Annotated in this window: 15 protein-coding genes and 1 pseudogene; 6 read left to right on the forward strand and 10 right to left on the reverse strand. The window is 56.8% G+C overall.

Translation table 11 applies throughout. From position 1 onward, the window contains the following. Positions 1-5: 5 nt before the first annotated feature. Both EDF82_RS08880 and bglX read right to left on the reverse strand, forming a co-directional pair. Entirely contained in the window at positions 6-923 is a 918-nt protein-coding gene (locus EDF82_RS08880; protein WP_123755129.1) for an ABC transporter substrate-binding protein, read from the reverse strand. A 141-nt stretch (positions 924-1064) separates the two neighbouring features. Beyond that, positions 1065-3362, reverse strand: coding sequence for a beta-glucosidase BglX (gene bglX, locus EDF82_RS08885; RefSeq protein WP_123755130.1), 2298 nt, complete (start codon positions 3360-3362; stop codon positions 1065-1067). Positions 3363-3702: 340 nt separating this feature from the next. Here bglX and dld point away from each other — a divergent pair, with 340 nt between their 5' ends. Both dld and EDF82_RS08895 read left to right on the forward strand, forming a co-directional pair. Next, positions 3703-5442: a D-lactate dehydrogenase gene (dld, locus tag EDF82_RS08890; protein ID WP_123755131.1), complete on the forward strand. Its 1740-nt coding sequence runs from the start codon at positions 3703-3705 to the stop codon at positions 5440-5442. A gap of 92 nt (positions 5443-5534) precedes the next feature. Then, positions 5535-6089 (forward strand): GNAT family N-acetyltransferase, encoded by a 555-nt coding sequence (locus EDF82_RS08895; protein ID WP_123755132.1) that lies wholly within the window; start codon positions 5535-5537, stop codon positions 6087-6089. A 40-nt stretch (positions 6090-6129) separates the two neighbouring features. On the opposite strand, the gene pbpG is transcribed toward EDF82_RS08895, so the two are convergent. Continuing rightward, the gene (gene pbpG, locus EDF82_RS08900; protein WP_174507852.1) at positions 6130-7080 is read right to left on the reverse strand and encodes a D-alanyl-D-alanine endopeptidase; all 951 of its coding nucleotides are present in this window, start codon (positions 7078-7080) and stop codon (positions 6130-6132) included. Positions 7081-7306: 226 nt separating this feature from the next. Then, complete coding sequence (locus EDF82_RS08905; protein WP_123755133.1) at positions 7307-7894, reverse strand: Yip1 family protein; 588 nt, start codon at positions 7892-7894, stop codon at positions 7307-7309. A 229-nt stretch (positions 7895-8123) separates the two neighbouring features. On the opposite strand from EDF82_RS08905, the gene EDF82_RS08910 reads away from it, so the two are divergent. After that, positions 8124-8693, forward strand: coding sequence for a DedA family protein (locus EDF82_RS08910; RefSeq protein ID WP_123755134.1), 570 nt, complete (start codon positions 8124-8126; stop codon positions 8691-8693). Between the two features lie 66 nt (positions 8694-8759). Here EDF82_RS08910 and mdtQ read toward each other — a convergent pair whose 3' ends face one another. Continuing rightward, entirely contained in the window at positions 8760-10208 is a 1449-nt protein-coding gene (mdtQ, locus tag EDF82_RS08915; protein ID WP_123755135.1) for a multidrug resistance outer membrane protein MdtQ, read from the reverse strand. A 123-nt stretch (positions 10209-10331) separates the two neighbouring features. On the opposite strand from mdtQ, the gene EDF82_RS08920 reads away from it, so the two are divergent. Beyond that, positions 10332-11066: a bifunctional 2-polyprenyl-6-hydroxyphenol methylase/3-demethylubiquinol 3-O-methyltransferase UbiG gene (locus tag EDF82_RS08920; protein ID WP_123755136.1), complete on the forward strand. Its 735-nt coding sequence runs from the start codon at positions 10332-10334 to the stop codon at positions 11064-11066. 45 nt (positions 11067-11111) lie between these two features. Here the strand turns inward: EDF82_RS08920 and EDF82_RS08925 are convergent, their stop codons facing one another. The 5 genes and pseudogenes from EDF82_RS08925 to dusC form a co-directional block, all read right to left on the reverse strand. Then, positions 11112-12506 (reverse strand): glycoside hydrolase family 1 protein, encoded by a 1395-nt coding sequence (locus EDF82_RS08925; RefSeq protein ID WP_123755137.1) that lies wholly within the window; start codon positions 12504-12506, stop codon positions 11112-11114. A 15-nt stretch (positions 12507-12521) separates the two neighbouring features. Continuing rightward, positions 12522-14493 (reverse strand): annotated as a pseudogene (gene bglF / locus EDF82_RS08930) (PTS beta-glucoside transporter subunit IIABC). 157 nt (positions 14494-14650) lie between these two features. After that, on the reverse strand, positions 14651-15484 hold the full coding sequence (bglG, locus tag EDF82_RS08935) for a transcriptional antiterminator BglG (RefSeq protein ID WP_123755139.1): 834 nt from the start codon (positions 15482-15484) through the stop codon (positions 14651-14653). A gap of 176 nt (positions 15485-15660) precedes the next feature. Further along, the gene (locus tag EDF82_RS08940) at positions 15661-17025 is read right to left on the reverse strand and encodes a carbohydrate porin (RefSeq protein ID WP_123755140.1); all 1365 of its coding nucleotides are present in this window, start codon (positions 17023-17025) and stop codon (positions 15661-15663) included. A gap of 356 nt (positions 17026-17381) precedes the next feature. Beyond that, positions 17382-18314, reverse strand: coding sequence for a tRNA dihydrouridine(16) synthase DusC (dusC, locus tag EDF82_RS08945; protein WP_123755141.1), 933 nt, complete (start codon positions 18312-18314; stop codon positions 17382-17384). Positions 18315-18618: 304 nt separating this feature from the next. On the opposite strand from dusC, the gene EDF82_RS08950 reads away from it, so the two are divergent. Beyond that, positions 18619-19026, forward strand: coding sequence for a CidA/LrgA family protein (locus EDF82_RS08950; protein ID WP_123755142.1), 408 nt, complete (start codon positions 18619-18621; stop codon positions 19024-19026). Then, positions 19016-19711, forward strand: coding sequence for a CidB/LrgB family autolysis modulator (locus EDF82_RS08955; RefSeq protein ID WP_123755143.1), 696 nt, complete (start codon positions 19016-19018; stop codon positions 19709-19711). Before EDF82_RS08950 ends, EDF82_RS08955 begins: the two co-directional genes overlap by 11 nt. The last annotated feature ends 78 nt before the right edge of the window (positions 19712-19789 follow it).

Below are 19789 nucleotides of genomic sequence, written 5' to 3' on the forward strand. Positions count from 1 at the left end.
GGGATCTACTTCAACAGCCCTTTTTGCTGCAGATAATCAGCGGCCACTTTTTTGGCGTCCCGCCCTTCTACGGCAATGCTGGCATTCAGCTGTTGCAACGTTTTTTCATCGAGGCTGGCAAACACCGGCTGCAGCCATTCGGCAATCTGCGGATAGGCTTTCAGCACCGCCTCGCGGACCACCGGAGTCGGGGCGTAAATCGGCTGTACGCCCTGCGGATCGCTGAGGGTTTGTAACCCCAGAGCAGCAACCGGGCCGTCGGTTCCGTAGGCCATCGCCGCATTGACGCCGGAGGTTTGCTGCGCCGCCGCTTTGATGGTCACCGCGGTATCGCCGCCCGCCAGCGACAGCAGCTGGTCCTGATTAAGCGAGAAACCGTAGGCTTTCTCAAAGGCCGGGAGCGCATCGGGACGTTCGATAAATTCGGCGGAGGCCGCCAGCTTGAAGGCACCGCCGCTGTGCAGATAACGGCTGAGATCCGCCAGTGACTTGAGGTTATTTTTTTCAGCCAGATCCTGACGCACGGCTATGGTCCAGGTGTTGTTCGCCGGTGCCGGGGTGAGCCAGATAAGCTTATTCTGCTCTGCATCGAGCTTTTTCACCTTCTCGTAGCCCTGCCGGGCGTTTTTCCACGCCGGATCGTTCTCCTGCTTAAAGAAGAAGGCGCCGTTGCCGGTATATTCTGGATAAATGTCGAGTTCACCCGCCGTAATCGCCCCGCGCACCACCGGGGTGGTCCCGAGCTGCACTTTATTGACGGTCTTCACCCCGTGGCTCTCCAGCACCTGCAAAATAATATTGCCCAGCAGCGCCCCTTCCGTATCGATTTTTGAGCCAACTTTGACCGGCTCCGCCGCCTGAAGCGGCAGACTTATCAGCGCGGCCAGCGCCAGCGCAGCGCGCCATTTCGTTGCCATATCCATCCCGCTATCCTCATTATTTTGCGCTCCATTTTCAGAAGCTTAAGAGAAAAGCGTAGCCTATTTGACCGCTGAACGAAAAAAGAAAAGGCCGATTAATCGGCCTTTTAGGGGAGTTCCGGCAGCATGACCGGGAGGATCAGATTAGCGTAATTCGAACTCGCTCTGCTTCACGCGGGCGGAGTCAACGCCGATAAAGACGTTGAATTTGCCCGGTTCGGCGTCGTATTTCATTTTCTGGTTCCAGAACTTCAGCGCATTAATCTCAATCGGGAAGCTGACGGTTTGCGTCTCACCCGGTTTGAGGTTCACGCGCTGGAAACCACGCAGCATTTTCACCGGTCGGCTCATTGAGGCGGTGACGTCCTGCAGATAGAGCTGAATGACCGTCGCCCCTTCGCGTTTACCGGTGTTGGTCACCTGCACGCTGGCGGTAACGCTGCCGTCGCGTGTCATGGTCGGCGCCGACATTTTCACGTCGGATACGCTAAAGGTGGTGTAGCTCAGGCCGTAACCGAACGGATACAGCGGGCCGTTGGCCTCGTCAAAGTAGCGCGAGGTGTATTTATTCGGCTTGTCGGCGTTGTACGGACGGCCGGTATTGAGGTGGCTGTAGTACACCGGAATCTGTCCCACCGAGCGCGGGAACGACATCGGCAGTTTGCCCGACGGGTTGGCATCGCCGAACAGTACATCGGCAATGGCGTTACCGCCTTCGGTCCCGGCAAACCAGGTTTCCAGCATCGCGTCAGCCTGCTGGTCTTCTTTGACCAGCGCCAGCGGACGACCGTTCATCAGCACCAGCACCAGCGGCTTACCGGTGGCCTTCAGCGCGCTAATTAAATCACGCTGGCTCTGCGGCAGATTAATATCGGTACGACTGGAGGCTTCGTGGGCCATGCCCTGCGCCTCGCCGACCACCGCCACCACGACGTCTGACTGTTTCGCCGCGGCCACCGCTTCGTCAATCATCGCCTGCGGCGAACGCGGGTCAACCTGCACCGCTTTCTCGTACAGATTAAGGAAATCGACAATGCCGCTATCGTTGGTGATGTTGGCGCCGCGGGCATAAACCACCTTGCCTTTGTCACCCAGCGCATCTTTGATGCCGGTCAGCACGGTGACCGACTGATCCGCCACGCCCGCCGCCGACCAGCTGCCCATCATGTCACGCTTGCTGTCTGCCAGCGGTCCCACCACCGCAATGGTGCCCGATTTTTTCAGCGGCAGCGTCTCGAGGCGGTTTTTCAGCAGTACCAGGCTTTGCCGGGCAACCTCGCGAGCCTCTTTACGATGCAGGCGGCTTTCGGCGTTGGTATCCTGCGGGTCGGAATCTTTCGGCCCGAGGTGGCTGTACGGGTCGTTAAACAGCCCCATATCATATTTGACGTTCAGCACGTGGCGCGTGGCGTCATCCAGCTCCGCCATCGTCACTTTGCCGGATTTCACCAGCCCCGGCAGGTATTTACTGTAGTACTCGTCGCTCATGCTCATGTTGATGCCCGACTTCAGGGCCACCCGCACCGCATCTTCCGGGTCGGAAGCAACGCCGTGTTTAATCAGCTCCTTGATGGCACCGTGATCGGAGACGGTGATGCCTTTAAAGCCCCAGTCGTCGCGCAGGACCTCTTTCAGCAGCCAGGCGTCGGAAGTGGCCGGGGTACCGTTCAGCGAGTTCAGCGCCACCATGACCGCCCCGCTACCGGCATCCAGCCCGGCTTTGTAAGGCGGCATGTAATCGTTGAACAGGCGCTGCGGGCTCATATCAACGGTGTTGTACTCTTTTCCGCCCTCTACCGCGCCATAGGCGGCGAAGTGCTTCACGCTGGTCATCACCGAGTAGCGATCCGCCGGGCTTTTGCCCTGCATCGACTCGACCATCGCCTGGCCCATCATGGTGGTTAAATAGGTATCTTCCCCGAAACCTTCCGAGGCGCGGCCCCAGCGCGGATCGCGCGAGACGTCCACCATCGGCGCCCAGGTCATGTTCAGGCCATCGTCGGCGGCTTCATAGGCCGAAATACGGCCCACGGTATTGACCGCATCGAGGTTAAATGAAGAGGCCAGGCCGAGGCTTATCGGGAAGACGGTGCGCTGGCCGTGGATCACGTCATAGGCGAAAAACAGCGGGATCTTCAGGCGGCTGAGCTGCATGACCTGATCCTGCATGATGCGGATATCCGAGCGGGTGACGGTGTTAAAAATGGCCCCGACCTGGCCGTCTTTAATCATCTCGCGGATCGCCTCTTTCGGGTTATCCGGCCCGACGCTGATCAGCCTGAGCTGGCCGATTTTTTCATCGACGGTCATTTTCTTGAGCAGTTCGCTCACGAAGGCATCCCGCGCCTGCGGGGTTAAGGGGTGATTGCCGAACAGTTCATCCGCCAGAGCGGGTTGCAGCGCCAGACTAACGGCGACGCCAATCGTACAGAGCCATTTCATTGTTATCTCGCTTTCTCTCAGGCCGGGATCACGGCAAAACATAATAAAAACCGCAGTTTGCCATATATATAAACAAGACGCCTGCAGAATGCTAAGGTTCTTCTCTGAAATTCGACACATTCCTGCACAATATTGTCATACAAAGCGCTATGCTTAGAGCCTGACCCAGTAGGCTATTTTATTTGCCATTTCGGCCCTGGGCAGTGCTCACAATCCTCACGTACTACGTGTACGCTCCGGTTATTCCGCGCTGTCCGTGTCCAAACTGGCTGCAACAATTACGCCTACCGGGGCAGGCTCTTAATCCCGATATTTTCGGTACCACCACAAGGAGTGGATCATGTCATCTGCAACACCTTCGAATAATCATGATTTTCTGGCGGAACTGGCAAGACTGGTCGGCACTTCCCACCTGTTAACCGATCCGGCCAAAACCCAGCGCTACCGTAAAGGTTTCCGCTCAGGCCAGGGCGATGCGCTGGCGGTGGTCTTTCCGGGAACGCTGCTGGAACTGTGGCGGGTGCTGAACGCCTGCGTGAACGCCGATAAAATTATTCTCATGCAGGCGGCAAACACCGGGCTGACTGAAGGCTCGACCCCCAGCGGCAACGATTACGATCGCCAGATAGTGATTATCAGCACCCTGCGCCTCGATAAACTGCATCTGCTGGACAAAGGCGAACAGGTGCTGGCCTTCCCGGGCACCACGCTCTATTCGCTGGAAAAAGCGCTGAAGCCGCTGGGCCGTGAGCCGCACTCGGTGATCGGATCTTCCTGCATCGGCGCGTCGGTGATCGGCGGGATCTGCAATAACTCCGGCGGCTCGCTGGTGCAGCGCGGCCCGGCCTACACCGAGATGTCGCTGTTTGCCCAGATTGACGAAAACGGCAAGCTGCGGCTGGTGAACCACCTGGGAATCGATCTGGGCACTACGCCGGAGCAGATCCTCAGCCGTCTCGACGACGACCGCGTGAGCGATGGCGACGTGCTGCACGATGGCCGCCACGCCCATGACCACGATTACGTAACCCGGGTGCGCGATGTCAATGCCGACACGCCGGCACGCTACAACGCCGACCCGGATCGCCTGTTTGAATCGTCCGGCTGCGCCGGCAAGCTGGCGGTGTTCGCCGCGCGTCTCGACACCTTCCCGGCAGAAAAGCGCCAGCAGGTCTTTTACATCGGCAGCAACGATCCTGCGGTACTGACCGAAATTCGCCGCCATATCCTCGCAGAGTTTGCACATTTGCCGGTGGCGGGCGAATACATGCACCGCGATATCTACGATATTGCCGAGCGCTACGGTAAAGACACCTTCCTGATGATCGACAAGCTCGGCACCGACAAGATGCCGTTCTTCTTCACCATGAAAGGCCGCGCCGATGCCATGCTGGATAAAGTGTCGCTGTTTAAGCCGCACTTTAGCGACCGCTTCATGCAGAAGCTGGGGCACGTTTTCCCGGCGCACCTGCCGGAGCGCATGAAAACCTGGCGTGATAAATACGAGCATCACCTGCTGTTGAAAATGGCCGGGGATGGTATCGAAGAGGCGCAGACCTGGCTTAAAGGGTACTTCGAGCAGGCCGAAGGGGATTTCTTCGTCTGTACCCCGGAAGAAGGCAGCAAAGCATTTCTTCACCGCTTCGCCGCCGCTGGGGCCGCGATTCGTTATCAGGCGGTCCATGCTGATGAAGTCGAAGATATTCTGGCGCTGGATATTGCCCTGCGTCGCAACGACAGCGAATGGTTTGAGCATCTGCCGCCGGAAATCGACAGCCAGCTGGTCCACAAGCTCTATTACGGCCACTTTATGTGCCACGTGTTCCATCAGGATTACATCGTGAAAAAAGGCGTCGATGCCCATGCGCTGAAAGAACAGATGCTTGAGCTGCTGAAGCAGCGCGGGGCGCAGTACCCGGCCGAGCATAACGTCGGGCACCTGTATGAAGCCGCGGATAGCTTAAAACAGTTCTACCGCCAGAATGACCCGACCAACAGCATGAACCCGGGCCTCGGTAAAACCAGCAAGCAGAAGTACTGGGGCGAACGCCCGCAGAGCGAAAATAACGTCGCGGAATAGCCATCATCGCAGATGACGCGTAACGGGATTCTGTATTACGCTGCACGCCGGAGAAACGCTTCTCCGGCAAACCTGGTTAAGGAGTCCCCCTCATGTCCGAAGCGGATATGTTACACGGCGCTGAGTTAGAGATCCGCGAAGCCCTGCCCGATGACGCTCACGCTATTGCAGCGCTGTACGTCTGGCACGTACTGAATGGACGCGCATCCTTTGAAGATATTCCCCCCACCGTCGATGAAATGCGTAAGCGGATTAAGACGGTGCGTGATAACGGGCTGCCGTGGCTGGTGGCCCTGTGGCGCGGCACCATCGTCGGCTACTGCTATGCGACGTTTTACCGCCCTCGCCCCGCCTACCGCTACACCCTCGAAGAGTCGATTTATGTCGAATCGGGTATGGGCGGGCGCGGGATCGGCAGCGCCCTGCTGGCGCAGCTGATTGAGAAGTGCGAGCAGGGTCCGTGGCGGCAGATGCTGGCGATCATCGGCGATGGTCACAACAATGCCGGTTCGCTGGCGATTCACAAAAAATTTGGCTTCACCGTGGCCGGTCAGTTGCGCAGCGTGGGCTATAAGATGGGAGACTGGCGCGATACGTTAATCATGCAGCGCCAGCTGGGTGAAGGCGATTTAACCATACCGGAATAAAAAAACCCCCGTCCGCTGCTGCGGGCCGGGGGTAGAGGCATTAATCGTTTTGCGCCGTCTGCGCGCCACCTTTCAGCATCGCATCCGCCATCTGGGCTTCACGCTGCTTTTTGTAGCTCAGCGCGGAGGCCGGCACCGGCATCACCTTCCCGGTTTCAACCCACGTACGCAGGCGGCTGGCATCGGCAAAGTGGGTATATTTGCCGAAGGCATCCATCACCACCAGCGCCACCGGACGCTGATTAATCACCGTGCGCATCACCAGGCAATGGCCCGCGGCGTTGGTAAAGCCGGTTTTGGTCAGCTGGATATTCCAGTTGTCGCGATAGACCAGATGGTTGGTGTTGCGAAACGGCAGCGTATAGGCCGGATGGGCAAATGTCGCAGTATCTTCTTTGGTCGTACTCAACTGACCAATCAACGGATACTGTTCGGTCGCAATCAGCAGTTTCGTCAGGTCACGGGCGGTCGAGACGTTATGAATCGACAAGCCCGTTGGCTCAACGTAACGGGTATGGGTCATGCCCAGCGCCTGGGCCTTGGCGTTCATGGCGCGGATAAAGGCGTCGTAGCCCCCAGGATAGTGGTGGGCAAGGCTTGCGGCGGCGCGGTTTTCTGAGGACATCAGCGCCAGCAGCAGCATATTGCGGCGGCTGATTTGGCTGTTCAGGCGCACGCGTGAATAGATACCTTTCATCTCTGGCGTATGGCTGATATCCACGGTCAGCATTTCGTCTAACGGCAGATGCGCATCCAGCACCACCATCGCCGTCATCACTTTGGTAATGGACGCAATCGGTCGCACCAAATCAGGCTGGCTCTGGTAGACAATTTTTTTGCTGGCAAGATCAACGATCATCGCGCTACCGGAGGCAATATCCGGCTGCAAGGCCGTCGCGGCGGCGGGGGTTTTTGCTATCGCCTGGGGCGCAAAAGGCACAGCCAGGAGCAAGGTCAGGCTGAGCAAAGAAACTCGAAATTTCGGCATCATGATCATTCGTGAAAGTATTTTTGCACGTTATGAACGTACGCTGCGGCGCCGGGATGTGGGCGACGCTGGCAGGACCTATCATACCGTGCACTGGCGGGATCTGACTAATAAGAATCGTGAGCAAATGCTGCATTGCCGACATAAAAATCCATTTATGTCGGCAATGCATATCCAAAATAATTCGAGTGGCTTGTCGGCGGCAAACCGATTCGGTGGTTACCACGGATTAGAAGAGTCGGTAACCGTACCCCCAGAGGATCACGGTGATCGCCAGCAGCACCTCGAGCACCAGCACCCCGATCGCCAGGGTCGAGCTGGCAAAGCTCAGCCCCTCTTCTTTGTTGATGTTCAGGAAGGTCGGAATACCGAGATACAGCAGGTAACCGGTGTAAAACAGCGCTACCGTACCCACCAGCGCACACAGCCAGACCAGCGGATAGAGCGCCACCAGCCCGCTCATAAACAGCGGCGTCGCCACGTAACCGGCGAACACCATGCAGCGTTTAAGCGACGGGCGTTGCGGATAGCTTCTCGCCATCCACCAGATGATCCTCCCCATCACCGCCACCCCGGCCAGCATCACGGCATAGAACACCACCGCCAGCGCCAGCCCCGTCAACAGCGACAGTTGTACCACGTTACCGTCGCCAAAATTCCAGCCAAGTTGCGTGGTACCAATAAACGCGCAAATCACCGGAACCGCAGCCATCACCAGCACATGGTGCGTATAGTGGTGCGAAATGGTCTCATTTTCGCTTTTGATGACGCTCATTTCCTGATTAGGATGAGCGAACAATCCCCAGACATGGTTCATAGCATCCCCCTTGTCACGGCTTCGTACAGCACTGATCCAAGTATAATTCACTCTGAGAGATTAGTTTGTGTACAGCTATAAAAATGCACTTCACCGCGTTTTAACTCGCAGGGTGTATGATTAACAGATTGATGAGAATGATCTTCCCTGCTTTGTGCTGCCTGACCGACCGAAAGCGGTCGAGCGCCATCCAGCCTGAAGCCAAAGCAACAATGGAGTTTTTCTGTGTATGGATATCAATAACCTGATCTCCCAATATGGCTACGCTGCGCTGATCGTCGGCAGCCTGGCGGAGGGTGAAACCATCACCCTGTTGGGCGGCGTCGTGGCGCATCAGGGATTGTTAAAATTTCCACTGGTGGTTATCTCGGTCGCGCTGGGCGGGATGATTGGCGATCAGCTGCTGTACCTGCTGGGCAGGCGATTTGGCGGTCGTCTGCTGCGGCGTTTTTCACGCCACCAGGCGCGGATCCACAAAGCGCAGCGCATGATTCAGCGCCGCCCTTACCTGTTCGTGATTGGCACCCGTTTTATGTACGGTTTTCGGGTGATTGGCCCGCTATTGATCGGCGCCAGCCGCCTGCCGCCCAAAGTCTTTTTGCCGCTCAACATTCTCGGCGCGCTGGTCTGGGCCCTGCTGTTCACCACCCTGGGTTATCTGGGAGGCGAAGCGATTGGACCCTGGCTGCATCATCTTGATGGCCATCTGAAGCACGGGATCTGGCTGATTCTGGTGGTGGTCCTGGTGGCGGGCGCTCACTGGTGGTTCCGCCGCCGGGAAGCGAAAAAGAAGCCCTAGCGGGTAACCATTAAGCAGCGACCGGGGTCTCCCCCGGCCGCGTCAGCTGTAATGTTAGCTGTGGTGTTAGCTGGATTTTTGTGGGGTCTGGTGATAGCCGCCGCCCAGCGCGGAGGTCAGCTGAATGCTGGCATCCAGCCACTGGCCGTGCAGGCGCAGCGCCGTAATTCGCTCCTGCAGCGCGGGGAGTCTGGCTAAGCTGACTCGCGACCCCGCCAGGATCCCGGCTTCCATACGCGCCTGCGCCAGGTTCACCGTACGCTGAGCGTCTTTTTCAACCTGCTGCTGCTGCTGGTTCTTCTCCATCAGAGTCTCAACCTGGCTGGCAGTCTTCGCCACCTGATTGACCGCATCCACCACCGCTTTGTTGTACTTCGCCACCGACAAATTATTCTGCGCGCTGGCAATGTCGAGGTTAGCGTTGAGCCTGCCGCTATCAAAGATAGGCAGCGTCAGCCCGGCGGAAAGCCCCATCTGCTGTGCAGAGTGGCGGAACAGATCGCTTAAGTGCAGCGCATCCTGTTGCAGGAACGCCATCAGGTTGATGTCCGGATAGAACGCCGCTTTCGCGGCATCCACTTCGCTCAGTGAGGCTTCGATATACCAGTGCGCCTCCTGCAGATCCGGGCGCCGCGCCAGCAGTTCATAGCCCAGCTCCGTCGGCATTTGCGCGCTGACTTCCGGAAGATTAGCCACTTTCAGATTCAGCGACTGGCTTTGGCTGTTGGTCAACGCCATCAGACGCGCTTCGATCTCTTTCATGCTGCCGGCAACGTCGGTCAGTTGCTGATCGGTTTTGCTGACATTAATGTCGTTTTCAGCCCCTTCAGCAGAGTTGGTGATCCCGCGCTGATACAGCGCCTGGTCGACGTTAACGATATTGTTTTGTTCGCTTTTAACCTGCTGCAGCACGCTCTTCACTGCTGCTTCGGTCTGCCACTGCCAGTAAAGTCGCGCCACGCTGCTGGCCAGCAGCTCGCGGGTCTGCGCCTCTTCGGCGATTTGCGCTTTGACCTCACCAATGCGCGCTTTCACCAGCGCGCGGTTTTTACCCCACAGGTCCAGATCCCAGCCTGCGGTCAGGCCAAAGGTACCGTTGGTGTACCAGGGACCGGTATTCCCGTCGGTGTCGGTGGCAAACGGCCCCATCAGCCCTTCGGCCGACATTTTCTGTCGTTCAACGTTGGCGGAAAAATCCATCTCTGGCCCAAGATTGGCTTGCGACATGCGCGCCTGCGCTTCCGCCAGCTTGATGCGCTGCTCGGCAATCTGCATATCCGGGGCATTCGCCAGCGCACGCTGGATAAGGCTGTTCAACTGCGGGTCGTGGTAATCCTGCCACCAGTTACTTTGCGGCCAGCCATTTTTAACGGCGGCGGGGAGATCCATGGACACATGAGAGGCAGGTGTCTGCTGCTGCGGCGGATTGCCAATATCATGGGACGGCGCGCAGCCAGCCAGAGCGATGACCAGGGGAATCCCGGCCAACACGCTTTTTCTCAACGTTAGATTCATTAGACAGGTCAGATTACGAAAAAAGGTTGGTTATAATAAGTTAATTGAAACTGGCCCGTTTAGTAAAGCGTGTGACTAAAAATCAGGGTAATTAAAAATACACAAATAATTCATGGAGTGATTATGAGTCAAAATATTTATGATGATCCTGATTTTTTTGCAGGATATGCCACTCTCGACCGCTCGATAAAAGGGCTCGACGGCGCGCCGGAATGGCCTGCCATTCAGCAGATGCTGCCCGCATTAGCTGGCCTGCGGGTAGTGGATCTTGGCTGCGGCTACGGCTGGTTTTGCCGCTGGGCGCGTGAACAAGGCGCCACACAGATTACCGGGATCGATATTTCCAGCCGCATGCTTGACCGCGCGCGCGACATGGGCACGGCGGGCGACATTGATTACCGCTGCGAAGATCTGCAGGCCCTCACTCTGCCCGCCGGCAGCTGCGAACTGGTCTACAGCTCGCTGGCGCTGCACTATCTTCCTGACGTCGCGCCGCTGTTTGCCACTATTTATCAGGCCCTGACGCCGGGCGGTACGCTGCTGTTTTCCGCCGAACACCCGATCTACACCGCCCCGCTACGCCAGGGCTGGCAGGTGGACGACGTCGGTCAAAAGAACTGGCCGGTCAACCACTATCAGCAGGAGGGGGAGCGCATCAGCAACTGGTTTGCCGACGGCGTGAAGAAACAGCATCGTAAGCTGGCCAGCTGGATAAACCTGCTGGTCGCCGCCGGTTTTGTCATTGAACATCTTGATGAGTGGGGACCGACGGCGGAGCAAATCGCCGCTCAGCCGGAACTGGAGGAAGAGCAGGAGCGACCGATGATCTTCCTGCTGCGCGCCCGTAAACCAGCATAAACGCCCGGCGGCCCGGGAGTTCCGGGCCGCAACGGATGGCGAGGCTTAGTCTTTTAAGCTGGCACCGTGACTGCCAATCACTTCTTTGTACCAGTAGAAGCTGTTCTTTTTGCTCCGCGCCAGGGTGCCGTTGCCCTGGTCGTCGCGATCGACATAGATAAAGCCGTAGCGCTTGGACATCTCCGCTTTCGAGGCGCTCACCAGGTCGATAGGCCCCCAGCTGGTAAAGCCCAGCAGCTCCACGCCGTCGTCGATCGCTTCCCGCGCCTGCACCAGATGGTCGTTGAGGTAGCTGATGCGGTAATCGTCCTGAATCGAACCGTCCGCCTCAACCTTGTCTTTCGCGCCGAGACCATTCTCCACAATAAACAGCGGCTTTTGATAGCGATCCCACAGCACGTTCAGCAGCGTCCGCAGGCCCAGCGGGTCAATCTGCCAGCCCCATTCGGAGCTGGCCAGATGCGGGTTCGGCACCATGCTGAGAATATTGCCGCGCGCTTTCTTATTCAGCTCTTCGTCGGCGGTGACGCAGCCGGTCATGTAGTAGCTAAAGGAGATGAAATCCACGGTGGATTTCAGGGCCTCACGGTCGGCATCGGTGATGGTAATCGTCATTCCCTGGTCGCGGAAATAGCGCAGCATATAGCCCGGATAGCTTCCGCGGCACTGCACATCACCGAAGAACTGCCAGCTGCGGTTCTGCTGCAAGGTTTCAAACACATCTTCCGGCTTACAGCTTAACGGGTACATTAAGCCGCCGAGCAGCATATTGCCGATTTTGCCCTCGGGGACAATCTCATGGCAGGCTTTGACCGCCAGGGCGCTCGCCACCAGCTGATGGTGGATCGCCTGATAAACCGCTTCCTTACTGCTGCCTTCCGGCAGGCCGACGCCGGTCATCGGCGCATGGAGCGACATATTGATTTCGTTAAAGGTCAACCACAGTTTGACCTGGTCTTTGTAACGGGCAAATACCGTGCGGGCGTAACGTTCGAAGAAGCCGATCACCTCCCGGCTGCCCCAGCCGCCGTAGTTTTTCACCAGCGCCCACGGCATTTCATAGTGCGATAAGGTCACCAGCGGAGTGATATTGTGCTGCGCCATTTCGGCAAACAACCGGTCGTAAAACGCCAGCCCGGCTTCATTAGGCTCGGCATTGTCGCCGTCGGGGAAAATACGCGTCCAGGCAATCGACACCCGCAGGCAGTTGAACCCCATTTCGGCGAACAGGCTGATATCTTCCGGATAGCGATGGTAGAAATCGATCGCGATATCTTTGATCCCGCTGTCGCCCGGCACGCGCTCAACAACCTCGCCAAAGACACCGTGCGGCTGGACGTCCGAGGTGGATAATCCTTTGCCCTCTTCCAGATAAGCGCCTTCTACCTGATTGGCAGCGGTCGCGCCGCCCCATAAGAAGGTCTGTGGAAATGTCTTCATCTTTCTCTCCTGTGATTAAGGGATGACGGACAACAGCGGCTGGCCGGCATCGACCACGCTGGTGGAGACGATCTCGACGCTACGATAATCGTCGCTGTTGCTGATAATAATGGGGGTCGCCAGGTCATAACCGGCGTCCAGAATAGCCTGTCGGTCAAATTCGAGCAGCAGATCGCCGGCCTTCACCCGGTCGCCTTCTTTAACGTGGGCGGTAAAGGGCGCGCCATCGAGCTTCACGGTGTCGATACCGACGTGGATCAACAGTTCAATGCCGCTATCGCTGAGCAGGCCAATCGCATGTTTGGTCTGGAACAGCGACGCCACCTCCCCGGAGAACGGCGCAATCACTTTGCCGACGGCGGGAATAATCGCCACGCCCTGCCCCAGCAGGCCGCTGGCGAAGGTGCTATCGGGAACCTGATCCAGCGCCAGCGCGGTGCCGGACATCGGTGCGAGGATCGCGTTTTCCGCAACAGGACCAATCGGCACGCCAGCAGGCTCGGTGCGGTTCCCCGGCAGGCCCGCGACAAAGGTCAGCACGCAGGAGATAACCAGCGCCGCAACGATACCGACCACCCCGCCCCAGACGGTGGCATCGATGCCCTGCGGCGGGATCATCTGCGCGAGGGTGAAAATATTGGCAAAGCCAAAGGAGTAAACGTGGCTGTCGCTCAGGCCGACAATCGCCCCGCCGATGGCACCGGCCACGCAGCCAAAAATAAACGGACGGCGCAGCGGCAGGTTCAGGCCATAAATCGCCGGTTCGGTAATCCCAAAGATCCCGGCGGAAACCGCAGATCCCGCCAGCACTTTTTGCCGGGTATCACGGGTGCGCAGGAAGATCCCCAGCGCCGCGCCAACCTGCCCCATCACCGCCGGCAGCAGCATCGGCAGCATCGAGTCCTGGCCCAGTACCGTCAGGTTGTTAATCATCAGCGGTATCAGCCCCCAGTGCAGGCCGAAAATCACGCAGACCTGCCACAGCGCGCCCATGGCGGCACCCGCCAGCCACGGCGCCACGGTGTAGATAATCTGGTAGCCGTGGGCCAGCAGCTGGCTTAACCAGGTGGCCACCGGGCCGATAGCCAGGAAGGTCAGCGGCACCACTACCACCAGGCAAATCAGCGGCGTAAAGAAGTTTTTCATTGCCGACGGCAGCAGCGCGTTGCCTTTACGCTCCAGCCAGCAGCTCAGCCACGAGGCGAGGATAATCGGGATCACCGAGGAACTGTAGTTGATAAAGGTCACCGGGATGCCGAGAAAATAGCTCGCTTCCGCGCCGGGCAGTTGAGCGCCTTCAAAGGCCTGGATCATCAGCGGATGGGTCAGCGCACCGCCGATCACCATGGTAATAAACGGATTGCCGCCGAATTTTTTACCGGCGGTGTAGCCGAGAAACAGCGGGAAGAAAAAGAACAGCGCGTCGCTGGCGGCAAACCAGATTTTGTAGGTTGCCTGCTGCGGCACCAGCCAGCCGCAGACCACCGCCAGCGCCAGCAGCCCTTTGAGGATCCCCGATGCCGCCAGTACGCCGATAAACGGTGTGAAGATAGCGGAAACCACGTCAATCACCTGGCCCAGTACCGAGGTTTTCTCTCCAGTATCTGCCACCGGCTCGCTGTCGTCGGTGAGGCCCGCTTCGTTGCGTACCGCCTGCCAGACATCGTGGACGTGGTTGCCAATCACCACCTGGAACTGGCCGCCGCTTTCCACCACCATAATCACGCCAGGGTTAGTTTTCAGCCCTTCCGCGTCGGCCTTTTTGTTCTCTTTGAGTTTAAAGCGCAGTCGTGTGGCGCAGTGAACCAGACTCACAATATTCTCTTTGCCGCCAACCCGGCTCAGAATATCCTGCGCGAGTGCTTTGTATTCCATGCTGTTTTCCTTTCTTCCGCTGCCTGCCGGCAACAGTGACTGAGTATAAAAATAAAAAAAACCCGAGAACCACGCCGGGAAAGGCGTCGCGCTCAGGTTTTGCCTGCGTTATGCAGTAACAATCCAGTTTTATCCCCTTCAATCCTTCAAGTTGCCTCGGTGTTGGCTGCACCCGCGCACCCCGGTCACTTATCTGTGTAAGCGCCTGGGGATTTACGGCTTTGCCGCCGACAAGCCACTCGAATTATTTTGGGTATAGTCAGAAGGGATCAGCGCCCTTCTTTTCTCACTCGCTCGATATGGATGGCGAGAAACATAATTTCTTCCGTCGTCAGCGACCGCTGGTAGCTTTTCTGCAGATGACGGGCCACGGTTTCCGCACATTTCCACGCTTTGGCGTAGTTTTCTTTTACCGCGCTGTGCAGCGTGACGTCATCATCTTCCACCACCGTGCGCGTCAGCATGCGCTGGGCGAAAAACTTCAGGTGGGTGACAAAGCGCTGGTAGCTCAGCGACTCCTGGTCATAATTCAGCTGGAGCTGATATTTCACCAGCTGCAGGATCTCCTGCATCACCCGCGTCACGTGCATTACTTCCGGCATTTCGCTGTTGAGCTGCGCGGTGACCAGGTGCAGGGCAATAAAGCCCGCTTCATCTTCCGCCAGCTCCACCCCGAGCCGCCGGGCGATAATGGCGCGGGCCTCCTGCCCAAGCTCAAACTCTTTCGGGTAAAGCCGCTTAATTTCCCACAGCAGCACGTTGCGCAGCGCCACCCCTTTTTTTTGCCGCTCGATGGCAAAATGGCAGTGGTCGGTCAACGTGATGTACAGGCTTTCCTGCAGTTTCCCCAACCGCCCGCGCGCCAGTTCAATAATCCGGTCGCAGGTGGTCATGACTTCCAACGGTATCTGACTGAGTAATTCGCCTAAGCGTCCTACCAGTTCATCACTGTGCAGCGCGAAGACTTTTTCAATTTTACTTTCATCCAGAGTGTCACCGACGCGCTTTTGAAAGGCCAACCCGCGCCCCATCACTACCTGCTCGCGTCGCTGCTCGTCCAGAATAACCACCACATTATTATTAAGAACTTTGGCGATTTGCATATGAACCCCAAAAACAAAAAAACCTGACCCCCGACAAATGCCAGAAATCAGGTTTTGCCTGCCGCAGCAGTAGCAATCCAACTCCCGCACTGTAACAACTTCTTTGTTTGTCTCAACTAACGAAACAAAAAAACGTGATACAGATCGCGACTAAATGCCCGTCGCCCGGCCGGCTGTCAGAAAGTCACCACCGTTTTCCACTCGATGACCCAGGCATCCTGAGTCTGGGCAACGCCGCCCGGACGATGCCAGTACTGCAGGCCGGGCTGAAGTTCGAGCCATGAAAGCGGGCGCAGGCGATAGTACAGTTCGGCATTCACCGAATGACCGGCCACCGGCTGGTAGTTTGCATCGTAGTAATCCGTAGCGCCGCTGACCTCGTTCATGTACTGCTGGTTGCGGGCGTAGTGGCTGCTCATATCAATGTAGGTGACGCCAAAGCCTAACCAGTCCTGCGGACGGGCATCAAACAGCCCGCGATAGCGCATGGACGCGGCGGCGGTGGTATGAATGTAGTTGCTGCGCTGGTCACCGAACCCGGCGCTGAGCGAGACGCTCATTCCGCGGTTGGGATCGTCGGCATGGCGGGTTACCTGCTGGTTCATCCCGGTATAGAGGAACCAGGTGCGGTTATGCTGGGCGTATCCTTCGGGATCGCTGGCCCCTGGACCGCCGGATTTCCCGGTATAGAGATCGCTTTGCGGCGCGTTGGTGAACAACACCCCGAGGTTATAGGCGCCGGAAAGTCCGTTGATCACCGGACGCGCTTCAATTTCGACCGGCAGCAGAATGCCTTTACTGCCTTTGGTTGACCAGCTCCACGCGTGGCTGCGGGAAGAGGCCTCTGGGTTTTGCTCCATAATGCCGCCTTTCAGCGTCAGTTCCGGCGTCAGTTTATATTCCAGCGTCGTCCCCCAGGTGTGGACGTTCCAGTTGTTCCACGTCATGGAGTTTGCCGACTTGCCGCCACACTGCATCAGGGTCTGGAAATCACAGGGGATTATCTGATCGAAGGTCTGAACTTTGTTCATCATGCCGATACGCCAGGTCAGGCGGCGGTCATCAAAACTACGGGCAAAGGTCAGCCAGCCAAGGCGGGTAATCGACTGTCCACCCCAGCTCTCCTGGGTCAGGTCGTTAAAATTGACCCGCGGATCCTGCAGCCGTTTGGTCGTCAGATCGTCGTTATGATTGCGGTTAACAATATTGCCTTCGATACGCGCATCGGGGATCCCGGTCCAGCGCTCGAGGTCCTGGGTAAAGGTCAATGCCACCTGGTCGATATAAGCCAGATGTTTATCATGGTTATATCCGCCGCCGGCGTTATAGCCCATTTCATTCAGGTAGCCGAAATTATAATTAAATCCGTTATCTTCGAGGATGGGACGAATTCCCAACATATCGCCAAGTAAACCGGTTTGTGGTTTTTCAAAACCTAATACCGTGCCGTTCCATTGTTCTGTTTCTGCTGCCAGCGCCCCCGGCGCCCACAGTGAAAATGTCATCACCAACAGCAGAGGATTTATTTTATTGTTGTGCATAACGATATCCATTGTGACTGAGTAAAGGTAATAGCGGTCCGCAGGCAATAAATTCGCCCGTTATTCATGTTCTTTTTTTATTTTTTGCAAAAGGTGTCCGTCAGTCATAAAACTGCCTGATTGATGAACCCAGAATAAAAATAACCCGTTGTTTTATATAGCCATTAAATTCTCTCAAGAATAAAAAGCAAAAAAAAACCTAAGCACTCCCGCCACGCATGGCGTAAGTGCTTAGGTTTTGCCTGTTATCAGTAGCAACCCTGAATATTAGAATCCCACAATATCACTCTGTTGAGGAAATTCCCATCACCAGAAAGTCCTTAAGTAATAAAGTGTGAGCAGATTAACAATCCAACCTAATAACGGGCAATCGCGGTAGCGATTTCTGCAGATGTTTTGAGGGTGCGAATTTCATTAAACAGCACCAGCGCTTCGCTATATTCTTTACGTAAATAACTAAGCCACTGTTTGATGCGCGCCACATGATACAACCCGGTATCCCCCTGCTTTTCCAGCTGGGTATATTTTTGCAGCAGCGTTACCACCTGCGGCCACGGCATCCGCGGCTCGTTATATTTGATGACCCGGCTTAAATTCGGCACGTTAAGCGCCCCGCGGCCAATCATCACCGAATCACAACCGGTTGCCGCCAGGCAATCCTGGGCGCTTTGCCAGTCCCAGATTTCGCCATTCGCGACCACCGGGATGGTCAGGCGCTGGCGGATCTCGCCGATGGCCGCCCAGTTGATCCGTTCGGCTTTATAGGCGTCTTCTTTGGTACGCCCGTGCACGACAAGCTCCGTCGCACCGGCCTGCTGTACCGCATCGGCAATTTCAAACTGCCGGGCGCCGCTGTCCCAGCCGAGGCGAATTTTCACCGTTACCGGCAAATCGTCCGGCACCGCTTCGCGCATCGCCTTTGCGCCGCGATAAATCAGTTCCGGGTCTTTGAGCAGCGTCGCCCCGCCGCCGCTGCCGTTCACCAGCTTTGACGGGCAGCCGCAGTTAAGATCGACGCCCCATGAACCCAGTTCTACCGCCCGCGCGGCATTTTCTGCCAGCCACTGCGGATACTGCCCAAGCAGCTGAACGCGTACGCGAGTCCCTGACGGCGTGCGGCTGTGGTGGTGTAGCTCCGGGCACAGCCTGTAAAACGATTTTACCGGCAGCAGCTGATCCACCACCCGCAAAAACTCGGTGATGCAGAGATCGTAATCATTCACTTCGGTCAGCAGCTCGCGCACCAGCGAATCGAGCACGCCTTCCATCGGCGCCAGTAAAACACGCATTATTGTTACCCGGGGGAAAAAAGAGGCGCTATGGTAGCGTCTCTGTTCGTCGGTTGAAAGCAATCAATGTGTGAAGCGCCACGCTTACCGGGACGCGAGGTGGTCGCGGGAATACACGCGCTCAATAACGGTGTTATGCTACCTCTGGCACTGCGCCGTTTCACGGCGATGCCATCGCCATGTTTGCCATCTCATGGAAGGTTCCATTGCGCTATCCCAGGTATGCGTATAATTCATGATGTGATCGGTAGCACATTTCAAGGTTTAATTGTATGATGAATTCGGTTCATCAAGGGTTATTACCATGAGTAAATCGCTGAATATTATCTGGCAGTACCTACGGGCTTTTGTCCTGATTTACGCCTGTTTATACGCCGGCATTTTTATTGCTTCCCTGCTACCGATTACCATTCCAGGCAGCATTATCGGGATGCTGATTTTGTTTGTGCTGCTGGCGCTGCAAATTATGCCGCCCAAATGGGTCAACCCCGGCTGTAACGTGTTGATTCGCTATATGGCGCTGCTGTTTGTGCCCATCGGCGTCGGCGTCATGCAGTACTGGGATTTGCTGCGTGCGCAGCTTGGTCCGGTGGCGGTTTCTTGCACCATCAGTACCTTAGTGGTTTTCCTGGTGGTGAGCTGGAGCTCTCACCTGGTCCACGGCGAGCGTAAAGTGGTCGGTCAAAAAGAGGAAGTCAAAGATGATGCATGAAATCTGGTGGTCTTTGCCGCTGACGCTGATCGTTTTTTTCCTCGCCCGTAAACTGGCCGCACGCTTTAAATTCCCGCTGCTGAACCCCCTGCTGGTGGCGATGGTGGTGATTATCCCCTTTCTGCTGATCAGCGGTATTTCCTACGATCGCTATTTTCAGGGCAGCAAAATCCTCAACGATCTGCTGCAGCCTGCGGTCGTCGCGCTGGCCTTTCCTTTATATGAGCAGCTGCACCAGATCCGCGCCCGCTGGAAATCCATCATTACCATCTGCTTTATCGGCAGCGTCGTCGCCATGGTGACGGGGACAACCGTCGCCCTGCTGATGGGGGCCACACCACAAATCGCCGCCTCCATTATGCCTAAATCAGTGACCACGCCGATTGCCATGGCGGTCAGCGGCAGCATCGGCGGTATTCCGGCCATTAGCGCAGTGTGCGTGATTTTCGTCGGTATTCTCGGGGCGGTCTTTGGCCATACCCTGCTGAACCTGATGCGCATCCGGACTAAAGCCTCCCGCGGCCTGTCGATGGGGACCGCCTCGCATGCCCTCGGCACCGCCCGTTGCGCAGAACTGGACTATCAGGAAGGGGCATTCAGCTCGCTGGCGCTGGTGCTGTGCGGGATTATTACCTCCCTGGTCGCCCCCTTCTTGTTCCCGGTCATTCTGGCAATAGTCGGATAAATGTGATTTAAGTCACATTTATCAATGCAACAATGAAAAGTTGCACGAGCAATGAGATATTAGTCACATATACGGGCG

The organism is Klebsiella sp. BIGb0399, assembly GCF_003752615.1.
GTDB lineage: Bacteria > Pseudomonadota > Gammaproteobacteria > Enterobacterales > Enterobacteriaceae > Klebsiella > Klebsiella lignicola.